This is a genomic window from Thiobacillus thiophilus (assembly GCF_055378705.1).
In genome coordinates this window covers 890,241-907,885 of sequence record NZ_AP042404.1, presented here as the reverse complement: position 1 = coordinate 907,885, position 17,645 = coordinate 890,241, and the positions used below count along the sequence as shown (strand labels likewise).

Below are 17,645 nucleotides of genomic sequence, written 5' to 3'. Positions count from 1 at the left end.
GGCTGATGTGACACCGCATCTGCGCGCGGTCGATGGAGGGTTGATGGTTTCAACGACGCTGAAATCGACGCGTCGGCAGTCGTATCTGTGGTATTGGCTGGCCGCTTTTCTGTTCGTGCTGGCCGGTTGCAGCAGCCTGCCGACTATCGTGCCCGATCTGGCCCGGCCCGGCCCGGCCGTGCAACTGGAAGGGGCACGTGGCCCGCTATCGTCCGCGCACAGCAAGGCGATCCTCGATCGCCTGGAGAACCGCAGCCAGGGTAGCGGCATCTTCGACCACCACTTGGCGCGCGAAGAGGCCATTGTCGGCAGCCCGTTAACCGCGGGCAACCAGGTCCTGTTGCTGCAGGACGGCCCGGCCACCTACCAGGCGATGTACGCAGCCATCCTGGCGGCGCAGGACCACATCAACATGGAAACCTACATCCTCGACGACGACGAGGTCGGTCAGCGTTTTGTGCAGGCGCTCATTGTCAAGCAGGCGCAGGGCGTGCAGGTCAATCTCATCCGTGACAGCGTGGGCACTCTCGGTACACCGCCGGCCTTGTTCCAGCAACTGACCGACAGCGGCGTGCAGGTGCTCGAATTCAACCCCATCAACCCCTTGCTGTCACGCAAGGAATGGACGTTGAATCAGCGCGACCACCGCAAGCTGCTGATCGTCGACGGGCACACGGCGTTCCTTGGCGGCATCAACATCAGCAGCGTCTACTCCGGCGGCTCGTTCAGCCGGCGCTCACGTCATCGGCCCGACACCGGTGTGGCGTGGCGCGACACCGACCTGCAACTGCAGGGACCGGTGGTGGCCGAGTTGCAGAAGCTGTTCCTCGCCACATGGGAAAAGCAGAAGGGCGAGCCGCTGCCCGAGAAGAACTACTTTCCGCCCCCCGAGCACGTGGGCCCGCACGTGGTGCGCGCGATCGGCAGCTCGCCCGATGACCCCTTCAGCCTGATTTATGTCACGCTGCTGTCGGCCATCACCAGCGCCGAAGTCAGCGTGAATATCACCAATGCGTATTTCGCCCCCGACCCGCAGCTACTCGACGCGCTCGAAGCGGCCGCCGGACGCGGCGTCGACGTGGCCCTGATCCTGCCCAGCCAGACCGACTCCTGGCTGGTGTTCCACGCCGGCCGCAACTACTACGACCGGCTGCTGCGCGCGGGGGTGAAAATCCATGAACGGCAGGGCGCGATTTTGCATTCCAAGACCGCGCTGATCGACGGCGTCTGGGCCACGGTCGGCTCGACCAATCTCGACTGGCGCAGTTTCCTGCACAACTACGAGCTGAATGCGGTCGTGCTGGGGTCGGAGTTTGGCAAGCAGGTGCAGGCGATGTTCGACCGGGATCTGGCGGCGTCCGACACAATCACGCTCGAGCAGTGGCAGCGCCGCCCGCTCGGCCTGCGACTCAAGGAATGGTTCGCGCGGGTCTGGGAGTACTGGCTGTGAGCCGAGGCCACGACAACAAGCACATCGCGATTGTTGTCGTGGCCCGCTTCGCTCTCCTCCGGACTGAATGCCGGCGCCCTTCCTGAGGCGTGCCTGGAACTGGATCGACCTCCCAACCCCCTTGCAACCGTGGTCGGTTGCAGGGGCTCGAACCTTATCGCGCGAGCGCGCGATCGATCTTGTCGTCCATCTCGCCGACCAGGGCGGCCAGGCTGTTGGTGGCCTCGTCGATGGATTGCTTCGTCGACTGCGTCACCGTGTCCATGCGCGTGTCGACAGCCAGGATCACCCCACGCAATTGCGCAAATTCCTGCTCGATCTGCGTGCGCAATTCATGGATGCGCGAGGTTTCGGCACTTTCCGCCAGTTTTCGCTGCGCCTCCAGCTCCTGATTGTGGCGGCGCGACTCCATTAACATGTTGGTGCGCAGCGCCAGGGCATAGAGGACGAAAAGCGCCACCAGGACCAGCGTGACGCCAAGCAGGATCACGCCCAGCGGACCCTCGATATCGAATGCCACGAATGACAGCGTGGTGGGCGCGATGAGTACCGGCCAGTTGACCAGGGTGAAGACACCCAGCAGAAACAATGCCACCAGGATGATTGCGCCAAGAATATTCATTACGTTCCCTTTCATCGATCGAAAATAAACCATTAGCCCAGCTTTCCGGCTTTCGCCGGAATGCCGCAGTTTTACTATTGGACGATCCCCGTTTATTAAAGAAGGCGCCTCTCACAGTATAGGAGTTGGTTTCGGCATGGGTTTGACGGGTGCCTCCGCAGATTAAAACCGGTTCAACATCGAGCCCGCGCTTCTGCGAGCTGATCCGCCGACGTGTTCAGCCTGGCGTTTTGCGTACGCTTCGCGGTGTCTGCTGGCGCAGATATTCACTCCGTTTCATATCCATATAAGCGGCCCGGTCGATTTCGTGCAATTGGCGGGGGTATTGCTCGGTGGCACTGAACCAGCTTTGCAGGCGTTGCTGGAGCTGCAGAGACGGCGCGGTGGCCAATGCGCCAAGATAGGCGTCGATGGCGAGGTAATAGCGCATGGTGTTGCGTTCCACCACGCCACGCATGCCGCCGATGTGTTCTGGCTGGCCGCTGGATTGCCCGCCGGTCTGGGTGAACCCTACCTTGCCGCGGCCAAGGGTCGCGAGGTAGGTCTTCATGGCGAGTCGCCCCGCCAGGCCGTAATCATACGAATAGGTGAGATGCAGAAAAGTCTGGCCGTTTCCAACCGGGACAGCCTGCAGCTGGATACGATAATTGCGGGTGCTCAGTGGCCCCTCCTGCGCATCGAGCTGGATATCCAGGTATTTCGCGGTCGCCGCGGCGACGCGATAGGAAAACTCGATGAGGTAGGCCTCTTTGAGAGGCTGAGGCGTTTTTCTGCCGATACTGACCGCCAGGGCGGTGGTCGACTCATCGGTCGTGGCACGGCAGTATTTGGTGTTGATATGCAGGATCAGCACGTCACACCAGTGCGCCGGGTCATTGAGGGCCTTGCTGACCGTGGCAAACGGATAATCAACCCGCGCGTAGATGTCGCCCTTCAATTCGCCCGATGATTCCGACGAGTCGAGGGATAGCGCACGCTGGAACGGGGTGTGCTGGAGTCGTTCAGCCAGAGACGCGTATTGGGCGTGGAGCGATGCGGCGGGTTGTGTGAGCGGCACGGAGGCAAAAGCCAGCCCCGCGCTGGAAAACGCGATCACGCCGAGCAACATCCTGGTCAGCCAGGGCAACGGGTTTTTCCGGAATGCGTATTCATCGGCCTTTGTCTTCTGCCTGTCGAGATGATCGTCACGGATTTCAGCGGCAGCTGCCATGGCGGCATGTCCTCCGCCATGCCGCTCACCCCGGCCCTGTATCAACCAGGGATGCCGCTTCACGCGCAGGTTTCCTTCCCGGCCGCAATCCGTCGAGCCGCAGCGGAAGCGGCTGACTGTGATGAACATGCTCATGAGCAAATCAACGAACCGGCGTGGCACGCGGATCGCAGGGTCGGCGAGGGCGTGCATCCTGGAGAGGAATAGCCCGTGCCGTCAGGCCGTCTGAAACGTGTCATGAAGGGATGGCCAGACGGGACATCAGGCGAGGTCGTCCTTGTTCTTCTCTTCAAAGTCCTTGATCTGCTTCTCGGCTTCGTCCTTCGTGATCCCATATGACTCCTGGATCTTGCCCATCAGCTGATCGCGCTTACCGCCGATCACGTCGAGGTTGTCGTCGGTAAGCTTGCCCCACTGCGTCTTCACCTTGCCCTTGAACTGCTTCCAGTTGCCTTCTACGATATTCCAGTCCATTTCAATCTCCTTGGGTTTGGGTTCCGACTGGCGGTATTGCCAATCGGGCATCCACTGTTCCAGCTCACTGTCCACTGTATGCGCATTTTCTGCTACGAGTATGGCAGCCGGGAAGGACGGTGACCATCTGGACACTTTTATAGACGCGCCCGATTAAAATTCAAGACTAGTCGCATACCCATGCACCGTCTGTACGGCGGCGTACATAGCGCGACGTTGGTTGATAGACTTGCCGGGGTGTCAAAAGGTCCGCAGCGCACGGGTTCGATCCAGCGCCAGCAACTCGCCATCGGTCCTCGGCGGGGATATTCATGGCGGTGGCGGATGTGGACGCTTTCGGTAAGCTGAAAGCAGGCTCATCAGCGGCTTGACGCTGGTGCCGTGGACGAGAATCGAAAGCGTGACCGCAATCAGCGTCAACCGGATCAGATCCAGCGCCAGCGCCTCGGGGAGGCCATGCTGAATGGCGAACATCAGGTAGTACAGCGAACCGATGCCGCGCACCCCGAACCAGCCCACCATGCCGCGTATCGGCCATAAGGTACGCGTGCCCATCAGGCCAACGAAGACGCTGACCGGACGTGCCACCATAAACAGGAATAACGTGAGCCCCACCGCACGCCAGCTCCAGGAATCGAGAAACAACGTGCCGCCGATCAACAGGACGAGCATCAATTCCGAGAGTCGCTCCAGATGTTCCTTGAATACCAGCGACCCAGCGCTGACGGTCGGCGCGGGCTCGTTATCCGGGATTGCGATTGCCGCTTCCAGTTCGATTGGGTCGGTTTGTGGCGGATTCGGGTGAACCAGATCGGCGCGGGCGAGTTTAAGTTCGGTCTGGCGCAGCGCGACGGCAGCAAAAAAAACCGCCAGAAATCCCCACGCATCGACCAGCACGCTCAGGCCGTACACCATACCGATCAGGCCGAGCCCGAGGAAGTCGTCCATGAGCTTGTGCACGGGTGGATTGCCGCGCAGTTTCCGTCCCAGACGGGCGAGTGCGACGCCGGACGCGACCCCGATGGCGACCCCTGCCACGGTGGCCCACAGTACATCGACCAGCGCCCAGCGCAGGCCGAATTCACCGAGCTCGTGCAGCCCGAGCAATCCCATCCCCAGCATCACGAACGGAAAGGCGCTGCCATCGTTCATCCCCGCCTCGCAGGTCAAGGTGAAGCGCAGCCGGTCGCGATCACCGGGATGGCGGGTCTGCACGTCGGTCGCCAGCACCGGATCGGTGGGCGCCAGGATCGCGCCGAGCAAGATGCCCGCGCCGAGTGGCAAGCCAAGCAAATAATAGGCAAAGGCGGCGACCAGCCCGACGCTGACCGCCATGGAGACAGAGGCCAGCAGAATCGGCGTGCGCCAGCGGGCGAAGCTGAACGGCACGGGCATTTTGACGCCGGCGGAAAACAGCGAAATCAGCACCACCACTTCGGTCAGCACTTCCAGTAGCGCCGATTCCTTGAGCGGGTTGAAGTGAAACAGATTGAGTACCGTCGGTCCGACCAGTAGTCCAACGGCCAGATAGACAATGGCCGGAGTGACCGGCAGGCGCTGGAGCAGCGGCGCGGTCAAGCCCCTGGCAAGCAGCAGACCTCCCACGAGTAAAAACCATTGTGCGTTAGTCATGGTGGTTCGTTCGGTTCATTGGAGTCCAGTTCGACGTGACTGCTTTAGCGGTGTTGTTGGGCAGGGAATTCGCCAGACAGGATTCGATTATCCGTCGCAGCCTCGGAGAGCAGCCTGGAATGTTCATTAATTGTGGTTGATCAGCGTCTGACGCGTTCAGCGTAATCCGGTTCAATATTTTCGGGTGTACGCCACCGTACAGACGCATGGGTTATGCCTGCCTAAGGTGCAGCGGAGACAAGCACATTCATTTGTGACCACCAAACAGCGGGAAAAACACACGCTGTTTGATCCGGCGCGGCTTGTCAAAAATCGTCTGGTGCCTATAACTTTGACTCGGACACATCACACATCACACATCAGCCGCTGACAGCCAGTAGGCCGACGTGACTCACCCAGGAGATCGGTCATGAGCAAAGCAAAGACAACGGATAATTCTGGAAAACGCAAACCGGAAAAAGGCTCCACTCCGGCCAAAGGCACACACCAGGCAGCCGGCGGCGAGCTCCATCAGGTCGCGGGGGGCGGGCACCCGGTGCTCACCACCAACCAAGGCGTCGCACTTTCCGATAATCAGAACTCGCTCCGGACCAGCCCGCACGGCCCCACGCTGCTGGAGGATTTCATCTTCCGTGAGAAGATCACCCATTTCGATCACGAGCGGATTCCCGAGCGCATCGTCCACGCACGCGCGACGGGCGTGCATGGATTCTTCGAGCTGACCGCCTCGTTGAAGCAATACACCACCGCCAGGATTCTTACCGAGGTCGGCGAGAAAACACCCGTGTTTACGCGCATATCGACCGTGGCAGGCGGAGCCGGCTCGGTCGACACCCCGCGTGACGTGCGCGGATTCGCCGTCAAGTTTTACACCAAGGAAGGCAACTGGGATCTGGTCGGCAACAACATCCCGGTTTTCTTCATCCAGGATGCCATCAAATTCCCCGACATCATTCATGCCGTCAAGATGGAGCCCGACCGCGGCTTTCCGCAATCGGCGACCGCGCACGACACCTTCTGGGATTTCATTTCGCTCACGCCTGAATCCATGCACATGGTGATGTGGATCATGTCGGATCGCACGATTCCGCGTTCGCTGCGGATGATCGAAGGCTTTGGTGTGCATAGTTTCCGTCTGATCAACGCCGCCGGCGAATCGACTTTCGTCAAATTCCACTGGCGTCCCAAGCTCGGCCTGCAGTCCACCATCTGGGACGAGACCGTCAAGATTTCCGGCGCCGACCAGGATTTCCACCGCCGCGACATGTTCGATGCCATCGCAGCCGGCAACTTTCCCGAGTGGGAATTCGCGGTGCAGCTGTTCACGCAGGAGCAGGCGGACAGCTTCCCGTTCGATCACCTGGACGCCACCAAGCTGATTCCCGAAGAACTGGTGCCGCTGAAAGTGATCGGCCGCATGGTGCTGGATCGCTGGCCGAACAATTTCTTCGCTGAAACCGAACAGGTGGCTTACTGTCCCGCCAATGTCGTTCCGGGCATCGATTTCTCGAACGATCCGCTGTTGCAAGGGCGTTTGTTCTCCTATCTCGATACCCAGCTTTCACGCCTGGGTTCGCCCAATTTCCACCAGATCCCGGTCAACGCGCCCAAGTGCCCGTTCGCCAACCTTCAACGCGACGGCCATATGCAGATGGCGCAACCAGCCGGCCGTGTCGCCTACGAGCCAAATTCCCTCTCCGACACCTCGCCACGCGAGGCGCCGCAGGGTTTTCACAGCGCCTCCATCACAGAAAACGGCGACAAAGGCCGTATCCGCGCCGAGGGTTTCGCCGACCACTACAGCCAGGCGAGGCAGTTCTATCTCAGCCAGACCGCGTATGAACAGGCGCACATCGCTTCGGCGCTGGTGTTCGAGTTGTCCAAGGTCGAACATCCGCATATACGTGTAGCCATGGTCGGCCACCTGCTTCATATCGAAAAGGATCTGGCCAAACGGGTCGCCGTCGGTCTCGGGTTCGACACCATGCCCGACGCGCCGGCGGCGGCAGCGCCTGTGCGAAAAATGGCGCCATCACCCGCATTGCAGATCATCGGCAAGATGAAGGACACGCTCGCGGGGCGGGCGGTCGGCATCCTGATCGCGGATGGCTCGGACGGCGCGGCGATCAAGAGGATCAAAAAGGCCGCGACCGATGCGGGCGCCAACGTGAAGATCGTCGCCCCGAAAGTGGGCGGCGCGAAGCTTGCCGACGGCTCGATGCTGGCGGCTGACGGACAACTGGCGGGCACGCCTTCCGTGCTGTTCGACGCCGTCGCCGTCATCCTCTCCGACAAAGGCGCAAAAGTCCTGTCGATGGAAGGCGCCGCGATCGACTTCGTGCGCGATGCCTTCGGTCACCTCAAGGCCATCGCCGTCGACCAGGGCGGTCAGGCGCTTCTGAAAGCAGCGAATGTGGGACAGGACGCGGGCGTCGTGGATGCCAACGACAGGAATGCATTTATTGCTGCGGCCAAGACGCGCCAATGGGATCGGGAAAAGTCGGTTCGAACCTTGGCATAAAAGCAATGAAAAACGCAGAAAAAGTCCAACCGATGAAGGAAAGGAAGAGCGCCATGCGTAACAAAGAAGAAGGAAAGATAGGGTGGATTTTGCTTTGGCTCGTGGGAGTCCCGATCCCGATTTTGCTGGTGTTGTATCTCCTGCGTGGGTGCACCTGAAACAACTCCGTTGCAATAGATGCCAGCTAACGTAATCCTCTCCGACAAAGGTGAAAAGGTACTATTGAAGGAAGGCGCCGCGATCGATTTCGTTCACGCTGCTTTCAGTCACCTCAAGGCCATTCCCGTGAACCAGGGCGGCCAGATGCTTCTAAAAAAAGCGAATGTCGAACAGGACGCAGGCGTCTTGGATCACCGCGCGGCGATAGATCTTATCCGTGCCGGCCTGCCGCCAATGGCTCAGCCGAAGCCGCTGGACAAGCATGACACCGCCAATTTCGTTGAATTGCGTCCCGTTGAGCGGCGCGCAGCCATCGCTCTGCGGGCGAATATTGCGTCGCACTTCACGGCTGTCCTGCATTGCGCTTATCGTTGGCACGAGCCTGCTGGCAGGCTGTACCGGCCTGCCCTCGCTCGAAGGTCGAAGTGAATCCACGGTGCTGACTGACACCTCGTCAACCACGCTCGGCAAAGCCGTTTCGCCACAGGTCACATTGCATCCGGGGCAATCCGGTATTCACGCGCTGGCTGATGCGCACGACGCCTTTGCCGCGCGCATGTTGCTGGCGCGGGCCGCCGAACGAAGCCTCGACGTCCAGTATTACATCTGGCGCAAGGACCTCACCGGCACGCTGCTGTTCGAAGCCCTGCACGCTGCAGCCGAACGCGGCGTGCGGGTGCGCTTGCTGCTCGACGATAATAATATCGCCGGGCTCGATTCGACGCTGGCCGCACTCGATAGCCATCCGAACATCGAAGTGCGGCTGTTCAACCCATTCGTCTTTCGCCGGTTGCGCCAACTGTCGTATCTGACCGACTTTTCTCGCGCCAACCGGCGCATGCACAACAAGTCTTTCACTGCCGACAACCAGGCGACGATCATCGGTGGGCGCAATGTCGGCGACGAGTATTTTGGGGCCACCGACGGCGTGCTGTTCGCCGATCTTGACGTCATCGCGATCGGCCCGGTGGTTGACGACGTGTCGAAGGATTTCGATCGCTACTGGGCTAGCGGATCGTCCTATCCGGTCGCGCGCCTGTTCAAGCCCGCCCCAGCTGCGGCGCTGAATGAATTGACTCTTGTCGCCTCACGGGTGGCCAACGATCCAGCGGCTGCCGCGTATCGGATGGCGGTGCGCGAATCGCCCTTCATCGACGACTTGCTGGCGGGCCGGTTCAGCTTGCGATGGTCGCCCACGCGCATGCTCAGCGACTCACCCGACAAAGGGCTGGGCTTGGCGGATGCCAACGCGATGTTGCTGCCGGGACTGCTGGAGGTCATCGATGACGCGAAAACCAGCTTGAACATCGTGTCGCCTTATTTCGTACCGACCCGCGCGGGCGTCAAGACACTGAGCACGTTGGCTGCGCGCGGCGTACAGGTCACGGTTTTGACCAATGCACTGGAGGCCACCGATGTGGCAGTGGTGCATGCCGGCTACGCAAAATACCGCAAGGCGCTGCTTGAGGCCGGGATCAAGTTGTACGAATTGCGTCGCAGCGCCGGTAACTCGGTCAAGCAAAAGGCTTTGCGTCTGACAGGTAAGATCCTTGGCGGCAGTTCGGCGACGAGCCTGCACGCAAAAACCTTTTCGGTCGACCATGCACGCGTCTTTGTCGGCTCGTTCAACTTCGATCCGCGTTCCGCGCAGCTGAATACCGAGCTCGGTTTCATCATCGAAGATCCAGTCATGGCGCGCGAAATCGACGCAACTTTCGATACCGTTGTCCCGGATAGTGCATACGAGGTGCGGCTATCTGACGACGAGCAGTTGATGTGGACCGACCGTGGTGACGGCCGACAGGTGGAGCACCTCACCGAACCGGGCAGCAGCGTCTGGCAACGCGGCTGGATTCATTTATTGGGGATGCTGCCGATCGAGTGGCTGCTGTGAGCGTGTGATGGCTCGCCCGCACTCCGTGCATTGTCGACCCCAGCGCCGGTAAACAGAATTTACCTTTTCGCTCGGCCACTTGAAGCCCCAGATGGAGAAATCTCGACGGGTCCGCTTCAAATGTTATCGGGCGGAATCAATCAATCCGTAGCGCGCGATTCAAAAAAAATCAGCTCAGTAGGGCGGCGGCCGTTGGCAGCGTCGTGCCCACCCTCGTCCGGTCCAACAACCCGCGCAACGCAGATTTGGCCATGCCGAACGGGGCTAAAGGGATACTCGCGCATATCCTCTGGTGCGACTAAACCCAGCTCAGGCTGGATCGCTGACTCGAGATCGAGAAACCGGGGACGGCAGGTGCAGTTGAGTTTGCGGTGTTCGGCCATGGCTAAAGTTTGTTATCCATATGCCGACTCACCCAATACAGCAAAGCACTCACCTTCCTTCAACTCCCACTCGAGAAACAACTATGTCACCAGTAAAAAATCTCGCCGCCGTCCTCGCGATGTCATTTGCGGCGGCTTCTGCGGCTCACGCCGAGGATGGCTTCAGCTATCGCCTCTCCGGCTTCGGTACGCTCGGCTACGCAGCCACCGACACGAACGACGTGCTGCTGACCAATCCCAATCAGATCAGGGGCGCGCGCGAAAACGGGTCCGTCCTGGTCGATTCGCGTATCGGCGGCCAGCTCGACCTCAACTTTAATCAAGTGCTGAGCGCCACCACGCAGCTTGTCGCCAAGCAGGACACCAAGGGCGACTTCAGGCCACAACTGGAATGGGCCTTCCTGCGCTACAAGATAAGCGACAACACGACGCTGCGCGTGGGCCGGCTCGGCTTTCCCGCCTACCTCGTATCCGATTACCGCTACGTCGGCTATGCCAACCCGTGGGCACGCGCGCCACAGGAAGTGTACAAGCTCGCCCCCATCGACTACTTCGAGGGCGCCGACATCAGTTGGCAACACAGTCTGGCTGACGGTTATCTCACCGTGCAAGCATTGGTCGGACACATGTCTGCGCCGATAGTCGACACCCGCTCGGACAGCGGACGCATGAAAGTCAACCAGTTGACCGGCGGCTATATCACCTACGAGATCGGCAATCTGCGTGTGCGCGGCGGACTGAGTACCGGCCTGGCCTCTCAACGGGTCAGCGGTGCCGACCAGCTTTTTGCCGGCCTGAACCAGGCTGGACTCGACAACGTCGTCGACCTGTTCCGGGTCCACGACTCCCGCGCCACCTTCACCAGTCTGGGTGCCACCTACGATGCCAACAACATCCTGCTGATGGGCGAATACGGCCAGCGCAGTTCTACTTCACGAGTGCTTGACGATGCCTATGGCTGGTATGGCACCTTCGGCTACCGCCTGGGAAAATGGATGCCCTACGTGACCTATGCCGGTTACGGCAAAAGCAACCAGACTGGCGGCTACACCATTTCAGCCTCCAATCCGCTGTCCGTGGGTGTGGATAGCCTGGCAGCGGGTAACAGTCAGCACACTGTCTCGCTAGGTGTGCGGGTAGACGTACGTGACAACGTTGCCATCAAGGCGCAGATAGACCACGTATTGCCGTCCACCAAGGGTGGCACCTTTAGTGGCGTCGCTGCTGACTATAACGGCCACTCGGTGAACGTCTTTTCCGTCGTTGCCGACTTCGTATTCTGAGGATCGTCCCATGCGTCACATTATTCGAAACTACATCCTCGCCGGCGCTCTGACCTGTGTCGCCCTGCCTGCGTTCGCCGACATGGTGGTCATCACCAGCGCCAAGAGCTCGGTGAAGACCCTGAGCAAAGACGACGTGGCCGCCCTCTATCTGGGCAAGACCAGCAGTCTGCCCGGTGGTGGCAACGCCAAGCTGTACGACCTGGCCGATGCCAATCCCGGCCGCGAGAAGTTCTACCAGGCGGCCACCGGCAAGTCGGCCGGCCAGGTCAAGTCGATCTGGTCGCGGCTGGTATTCAGCGGCCGCGCGCTGCCACCGAAAGAGTTGCCCAGCGATGCCGACGTGGTCAAAGCCGTGGCTGCTGATCCCGGCGCCGTTGGCTATGTGGACGCCAGCGCCGTGGACAGTTCCGTCCAGACCGTGTCCAAGCTGCCGTGACACCCATGCCCGCGCATCGCCAGGCGCTGCGCGGGCATTTTCGCCGGAGTGAATCCCAATGAAATTCAAGACACGTATTCTGCTGTTGCCGGCCATCACCCTGGCGCTGTTCGTTGCCGGCTGGCTGGTGAGCGCAACCCTCGCCTCGAAAACCGCCACCTCGGTAGCGACGCTGGGCGGGGTGGACTACCCCTACCTCGAAGGCATGAACCAGCTTGACGAGCTGGCCAAACGCACTACCCAGACCACCCAGAGTGCGGTCTCCGAGGGCGACAAGAGCAAGCTGGATGACGTAAAGGAAATTTCCACCACGGTCACTGCCACGGTGCAACGACTCGTTGCACTGGATGAGCGCGAGACTGGCGCTGGCGCAGTCGGAAAGGCGTATACCACATACTCCGACGCCGCCATCGACGCGGCGCGCAGCATGCTGGAAACCGGCGACGATACGGCTAGCAAGGTCGCTGCCATGCAGCAGGCGCAGAAGGTGCTGACCACCGTGCTGGATCGTGAAGCCAAGACTGCACGGCACAACGTGGAGGCGCGCCTTGATGCCTCGCGGCTGGGCGTACGCTACATGATGATTTCCAATGCGGTGTCAGGCGTGGCTATAGTGCTAGTCCTTCTGCTCGGTGCCTGGCTGGTGCTTCGCGCTATTGCCCGTGATCTCGGCGCTGAACCCGAATATCTGCGCACTGTCGTCGAACGCATTGCTGCCGGTGACCTGCAAACTGGCAATGACAGCCAGATCGACGACCGCTCAGTGCTCGGCAAGCTACAAGTCATGGCGACCCGACTCGCACAAATTGTCGGATCGATCCGGCATGTATCGCAGGAAGTCCGCGATGCCTCGGCACAGATTGCGCAAGGTAATGACGATCTCTCGCATCGCACACAGACCCAATCCGCTGTACTGGAAGAGACCGCCGCGTCAATGGAACAGATGACTGCATTGGTCAAGCGCAACGCTAGCAATGCCAGTCAGGCCGATCAGATCACCCGCAATGCGCGCAAACAAGCCGAGCAGGGTGGCCAGGTGATGAGCGACACTCACGACGCGATGCAAGCCATCAACACTTCCAGCCAGCGTATCGGTGACATCGTGGGATTGATTGACGAAATTGCGTTTCAGACCAACTTGTTGGCACTGAACGCTGCTGTCGAAGCGGCGCGTGCCGGCGAACAGGGGCGCGGCTTTGCGGTGGTGGCTGGTGAAGTTCGCAACCTGGCCCAGCGCTCGGCAGGCGCCGCCAAAGAGATCAAAACCCTGATCAAGGATAGCGTCGAAAAAGTTACCGTGGGCAGCGAACTGGTCGAACGTTCGGGCCGCACACTCACCGACATCATCGACGGGGTTAAGAAGGTTACCGACACGGTGACGGATATCGTCGCCGCCAGTCAGGAACAGGCTACCGGTATCGACGAGGTCTGCCGCGCCGTCACCAGCATTGACGAAAGCACCCAGCAGAATGCAGCCTTGGTCGAACAGGCCTCTGCCGCGAGCCGCGCCATGCAGGAGCAGGCCGACATGCTATTGCAGCAGGTGGCTTTCTTCAAACTATCCGACGCTGAAAACAGCGAGAGCGGAGTCGTTATGCAGGCTGCGTATACCACCCGGGCGTCCACACGAATCGAACCAACCCCGCAGAAAGTCCTGGCAGTTGTCGGCGCCGGGGGTGCCTAGCAGGAGTTCTGAGTTTCGGGGGCATGGCGGACCTGTGCGGCCGGCAGCCACAAACGTGCGCCGCTAGAAAGAAATGTTCAGGTTCCGCGTTTTTCCCGGAAATTTCATTGAACTTAAATAAGTTGACGCATGTTTTCCCGAAAAAACGGATAGGTATGGCAGCGGTTTATGTTCCTTGAGGTGTCAAGGCCATCAAGAAGATTCGGCGCGCGGTATCTGGTTGGAAGAAGGATGCGGGCGCGCCGAGGGAAGCAGCATTGACGCGCTGCGAGCATGTGCTTGAACGCTGTGCCGCTACTCACTGTTGGGAGACATGACATGTCAATAGGAACAATTCTGCTGATTCTTGTGATTCTGCTGCTGATCGGCGCGATCCCTGCCTGGCCCCACAGTCGTGGATGGGGATACGGCCCCAGCGGGGGGCTTGGGCTGTTGTTGCTGATCCTGCTCATTCTGTTTCTGTTAGGCAAGCTGTAGCGTGCCTTCGTGCTGAATCCTGTCGCCTGCGTTTTCTTGGGCCATCAATGGGGAAGGGCAGGCGATACGCCTGTCTGCAGCAAGATAGCGAGCGCCTCTGCCCCCACCGGACGGCCGAAAAAATAGCCTTGGCCCTCGTCGCAATGCTGGGCCAGAAGAAAAGCAGCCTGCTCTGCTGTTTCGACGCCCTCCGCAATGACACGGAGCCTGAGTGCTTTTGCCATGTTGATCACGGCACTGACGATGGCGGCATCGTCCGGGTTGCGGGTTATCCGGCTTACGAACGACTGGTCGATCTTCAGGGTATTGATTGGAAACTGCTGCAGATAACTCAGGCTGGAATAGCCGGTGCCGAAGTCATCGACTGCAAGCTTGACGCCCAGGTCTGCGAGCGCGTGCAGAACGGAATCGGCGGAGGCGGCATCCCGCATGAGGATGCTTTCGGTCAGTTCAAGTTCCAGATAGCGCGGTTCCAGACGCGACTCCTCGAGGGTCGCGCGTAAGTATTCGAGAAAGTCCCCGGCACGGAACTCAGGCGCGGAGGTATTGACGGCAACGGTGATCGGCGGCAAACCCGCATCCTGCCAGGCGCGGGTCTGGAGACAGGCTTCGCGCAGCACCCAGCGGCCGAGCGGCAGGATCAGGCCGCTGTCTTCGGCGATGGGCACGAACTGTGCGGGTTCCAGCAGCCCGCGTTGCGGATGCTGCCAGCGGACGAGCGTCTCGATGCCGACGATCGTGCCGCTGAGAAGATTTACTTTCGGCTGATAGTGCAACACGAATTCCTGCCGTTCCAGTGCGAGGCGCAGGCTGGCCTCGATGGATTGTCGCGCCATGGCGCGGGCAGTCATTTCCTGCTCGAAGAATGCGTAGGTGTTGCGGCCGTTATCCTTGGCGTGAAACATCGCGGTGTCCGCATGCTTGATCAGGGTTTCCGCATCCAGGCCGTCTTCCGGGTAGATGCTGATGCCGATGCTCGCGCCGATATGCAGATCGTGCTGGTTGATGAGGTGAGGTAACGCGATCGCGATGAGCATCTTTTGTGCAGATAACGCGGCGTCTTCCGGATGATCAATATCGGGAAGCAGCGCCACGAACTCATCCCCGCCCAGGCGGCTGATTGTGTCCGACTGGCGCACGCAACCCAGCAGGCGCCGGCTCATCGACTGCAGCAATTGGTCACCCACGGTATGTCCCAGCGAGTCGTTGATATGCTTGAAGCGGTCCAGGTCCATGAACATCACTGCGAGCTGCTTGCCGGAGCGCCGCGCCTGCGTAATAGCCTGGGCCAGCCGGTCGTACAGCAGGGTTCGGTTGGGCAAGCCGGTGAGTACATCGTGATGCGCCAGATGGTCCAGTTCGATCTTCGCCGTTTGCACCTGCTCGGCCAGCTTGTGTGCATCAATGGTGGCGATGACCAGCTGGGCGTTCGCTTGCCGCAACATGCTTATCCGATCGTCGGACGTTCCCTGTGTCGTCGCTGCCGTGCGAATTTCCCGCTCGCGCGTGGTGATGGCCCCTTCGCGCACGTCGACAGCCTTTTCACGCAAACCCACGGCATCTTCCCGTGCCGTGGCCAATTTATCACGGCCTGGGACTGCCGCTTTATCGTCCATGCCCTGTGCGGGATCCGAAGCGCCGTATTGATTATTTCTGACCATTACCATCCTCCATTACGCGGTTCTGGCGGGAGTCCAGGAAGGCTAGGCGTGTTGCCTGCAACAGTCGGTACGCTAACGCACAGAGCCTGGGGCTGATACCGATGCTGATCACGGCCGTGATCATGGTGGTATAGACCATATTGCAGGACATTAGGATCACGAACAACGGGTCGGTCTTCAGGGCATTCGATCGGAAACTGCCCCTGACAATCCGGAGTGGAATAGCTGGCCGCCAAGAATACTTGCGCCGCCTTATCCTGTTTCCGCCAGTTCCAGCGCGCTATCTAGCGCTTGCATGAATTCGTTGATTTTGATCGGCTTGGTGAGATAGCGGAAGAATCCTGCCTCCAGGCCTTTCTCGATATCGCGTGGCATGGCATTGGCACTGATGGCCAACACCGGGATATGCGCCGTGACCGGATCGTTACGCAGGATTTTCAGCGCCTGAATGCCGCTGAGGCCAGGTAGGTTGATGTCCATCAGGATCACCTCCGGCTGATGGACGCGCGCCAGTGCAATGCCGAGATTGGCATTGCGCGCGCTCAGCATGCGCACATGCGGGTGGCCCTCGATGATCTGCTCGACCAGCATCAGGTTGGCCGGATTGTCTTCCACATAGAGCAGGGTGCGCAGCGCCGTGTTTCCCTGAGCTTGCGGTGCAAGTTCTGCGGGCATCGCGTTGCCAACGGCAAGTTGCGGTGTAACGTCCCGGATCAATTCGACCCAGAATTCGCTGCCCGCTCCGACGGTGCTTTCTACGCCGATTGAGCCTCCCATCAGCTCGACCAGCTGCTTGGTGACCACCAGGCCGATGCCCGTCCCTTCCTCGGTGCCGGTTTCCTGACCTAGACGGTTGAAAGGCTGAAACAGCTGCGCCAGCTTTTCCGGCGGCAATCCCGCACCGCTGTCCTTGATGCCGATGCGGATGCGTTCCGGGGTCGCGCTGCATGCCACGTCGACCGTTCCATGCTCGCGGTTGTATTTGATCGCATTGGACAGCAGGTTGATCAGCGCCTGCTTGACCCGGGTATGGTCGGCATGGGCAAAACAGGCAGGGTCGACTTTGGCGAAGACGATGTCGATGCCGCGTTGTTGCGCCTGGGGTCCGATCATCGCCTGGCATTCGAGCAGCACCTCGGACAGCGACAAGGACTCCAGCGACAGCGAAAGTTTGCCGGATTCGATCACCGCGAGATCGAGGATTTCGTTGATCAGGTCCAACAGATACCAGCCGGCCTTGATGATCTGGTGCAGCCGTTCTGTCTGAGTGGCCGTTGGCGGTGGTGAACCGGTTTCGAGCAACTGCGCAAAGCCGAGAATGGCATTGAGCGGGGTGCGCAACTCATGGCTCATGTTGGAAAGAAATTCCGATTTGGCCAGGTTGGCTTTTTCCGCCAAGGCCTTGGCGCCCTCCAGCTGAGCTTTGGCTAATTCGACTTGTTCGGCCAGTTTTTGTGCTTCGATGGTCGAGATGATCAGGCGCGCATTCGCTTGCTGCAACATCGACATGTGTTCGTCGGATGCTGCCTGTGTCGTCTCCGCCGCGCGAATTTCCCCTTCGCGCGAGGTGGCTGACGCTTCGCGCACGTCAACCGCATTCTCGCGTAAATGCACGGCATCTTCCCGCGCCGTGGCCAAGGTTTCGCGGCCTCGAACGGCCGCCTTATCGTCCATGGGCGCAGGTGAACCCGGATCGTCGCGCTCAGCAGTGTCGTTGCTATGACTTCTGTTCATTTGCCACGTTTCATCACAGGCC

General features: G+C 60.1%; 14 protein-coding genes. 8 read left to right on the top strand and 6 right to left on the bottom strand.

Annotation, left to right across the window (positions count from 1 at the left end):
- Nucleotides 1-43: 43 nt before the first annotated feature.
- Nucleotides 44-1,450: a cardiolipin synthase gene (gene cls, locus ACZ41T_RS04360; protein ID WP_464923251.1), complete on the top strand. Its 1,407-nt coding sequence runs from the start codon at nt 44-46 to the stop codon at nt 1,448-1,450.
- A 154-nt stretch (nt 1,451-1,604) separates the two neighbouring features.
- Here cls and ACZ41T_RS04355 read toward each other — a convergent pair whose 3' ends face one another.
- The 4 genes from ACZ41T_RS04355 to ACZ41T_RS04340 all read right to left on the bottom strand — a co-directional run bounded on the left by ACZ41T_RS04355 (nt 1,605) and on the right by ACZ41T_RS04340 (nt 5,388).
- The gene (locus ACZ41T_RS04355) at nt 1,605-2,072 is read right to left on the bottom strand and encodes a hypothetical protein (RefSeq protein ID WP_464923250.1); all 468 of its coding nucleotides are present in this window, start codon (nt 2,070-2,072) and stop codon (nt 1,605-1,607) included.
- 217 nt (nt 2,073-2,289) lie between these two features.
- A complete protein-coding gene (locus tag ACZ41T_RS04350) occupies nt 2,290-3,474 on the bottom strand; it encodes a hypothetical protein (protein WP_464923249.1) in 1,185 nt (394 codons plus the stop codon).
- 69 nt (nt 3,475-3,543) lie between these two features.
- The gene (locus ACZ41T_RS04345) at nt 3,544-3,756 is read right to left on the bottom strand and encodes a CsbD family protein (RefSeq protein WP_464924022.1); all 213 of its coding nucleotides are present in this window, start codon (nt 3,754-3,756) and stop codon (nt 3,544-3,546) included.
- 309 nt (nt 3,757-4,065) lie between these two features.
- The gene (locus ACZ41T_RS04340) at nt 4,066-5,388 is read right to left on the bottom strand and encodes a cation:proton antiporter (RefSeq protein ID WP_464923248.1); all 1,323 of its coding nucleotides are present in this window, start codon (nt 5,386-5,388) and stop codon (nt 4,066-4,068) included.
- 409 nt (nt 5,389-5,797) lie between these two features.
- On the opposite strand from ACZ41T_RS04340, the gene ACZ41T_RS04335 reads away from it, so the two are divergent.
- From ACZ41T_RS04335 to ACZ41T_RS04305, 7 genes are all read left to right on the top strand, one after another.
- Nucleotides 5,798-7,909: a catalase gene (locus ACZ41T_RS04335; protein WP_464923247.1), complete on the top strand. Its 2,112-nt coding sequence runs from the start codon at nt 5,798-5,800 to the stop codon at nt 7,907-7,909.
- 177 nt (nt 7,910-8,086) lie between these two features.
- Complete coding sequence (locus tag ACZ41T_RS04330) at nt 8,087-8,497, top strand: type 1 glutamine amidotransferase family protein (protein ID WP_464923246.1); 411 nt, start codon at nt 8,087-8,089, stop codon at nt 8,495-8,497.
- Nucleotides 8,498-8,504: 7 nt separating this feature from the next.
- Nucleotides 8,505-9,962, top strand: a complete 1,458-nt coding sequence (locus ACZ41T_RS04325) for a phospholipase D family protein (protein ID WP_464923245.1) — start codon at nt 8,505-8,507, stop codon at nt 9,960-9,962.
- Nucleotides 9,963-10,428: 466 nt separating this feature from the next.
- Nucleotides 10,429-11,628 (top strand): porin, encoded by a 1,200-nt coding sequence (locus ACZ41T_RS04320; protein ID WP_464923244.1) that lies wholly within the window; start codon nt 10,429-10,431, stop codon nt 11,626-11,628.
- A 10-nt stretch (nt 11,629-11,638) separates the two neighbouring features.
- Complete coding sequence (locus tag ACZ41T_RS04315) at nt 11,639-12,067, top strand: type 2 periplasmic-binding domain-containing protein (protein ID WP_464923243.1); 429 nt, start codon at nt 11,639-11,641, stop codon at nt 12,065-12,067.
- 85 nt (nt 12,068-12,152) lie between these two features.
- Entirely contained in the window at nt 12,153-13,751 is a 1,599-nt protein-coding gene (locus ACZ41T_RS04310) for a methyl-accepting chemotaxis protein (protein ID WP_464923242.1), read from the top strand.
- 318 nt (nt 13,752-14,069) lie between these two features.
- Nucleotides 14,070-14,228, top strand: coding sequence for a DUF3309 family protein (locus ACZ41T_RS04305; RefSeq protein WP_464923241.1), 159 nt, complete (start codon nt 14,070-14,072; stop codon nt 14,226-14,228).
- 44 nt (nt 14,229-14,272) lie between these two features.
- Here ACZ41T_RS04305 and ACZ41T_RS04300 read toward each other — a convergent pair whose 3' ends face one another.
- A complete protein-coding gene (locus ACZ41T_RS04300) occupies nt 14,273-15,778 on the bottom strand; it encodes a putative bifunctional diguanylate cyclase/phosphodiesterase (protein ID WP_464923240.1) in 1,506 nt (501 codons plus the stop codon).
- A gap of 363 nt (nt 15,779-16,141) precedes the next feature.
- Nucleotides 16,142-17,623 carry a hybrid sensor histidine kinase/response regulator gene (locus ACZ41T_RS04295; protein WP_464923239.1) on the bottom strand — a complete coding sequence of 494 codons (1,482 nt, stop codon included), beginning with the start codon at nt 17,621-17,623 and terminating at the stop codon, nt 16,142-16,144.
- Nucleotides 17,624-17,645 lie beyond the last annotated feature (22 nt).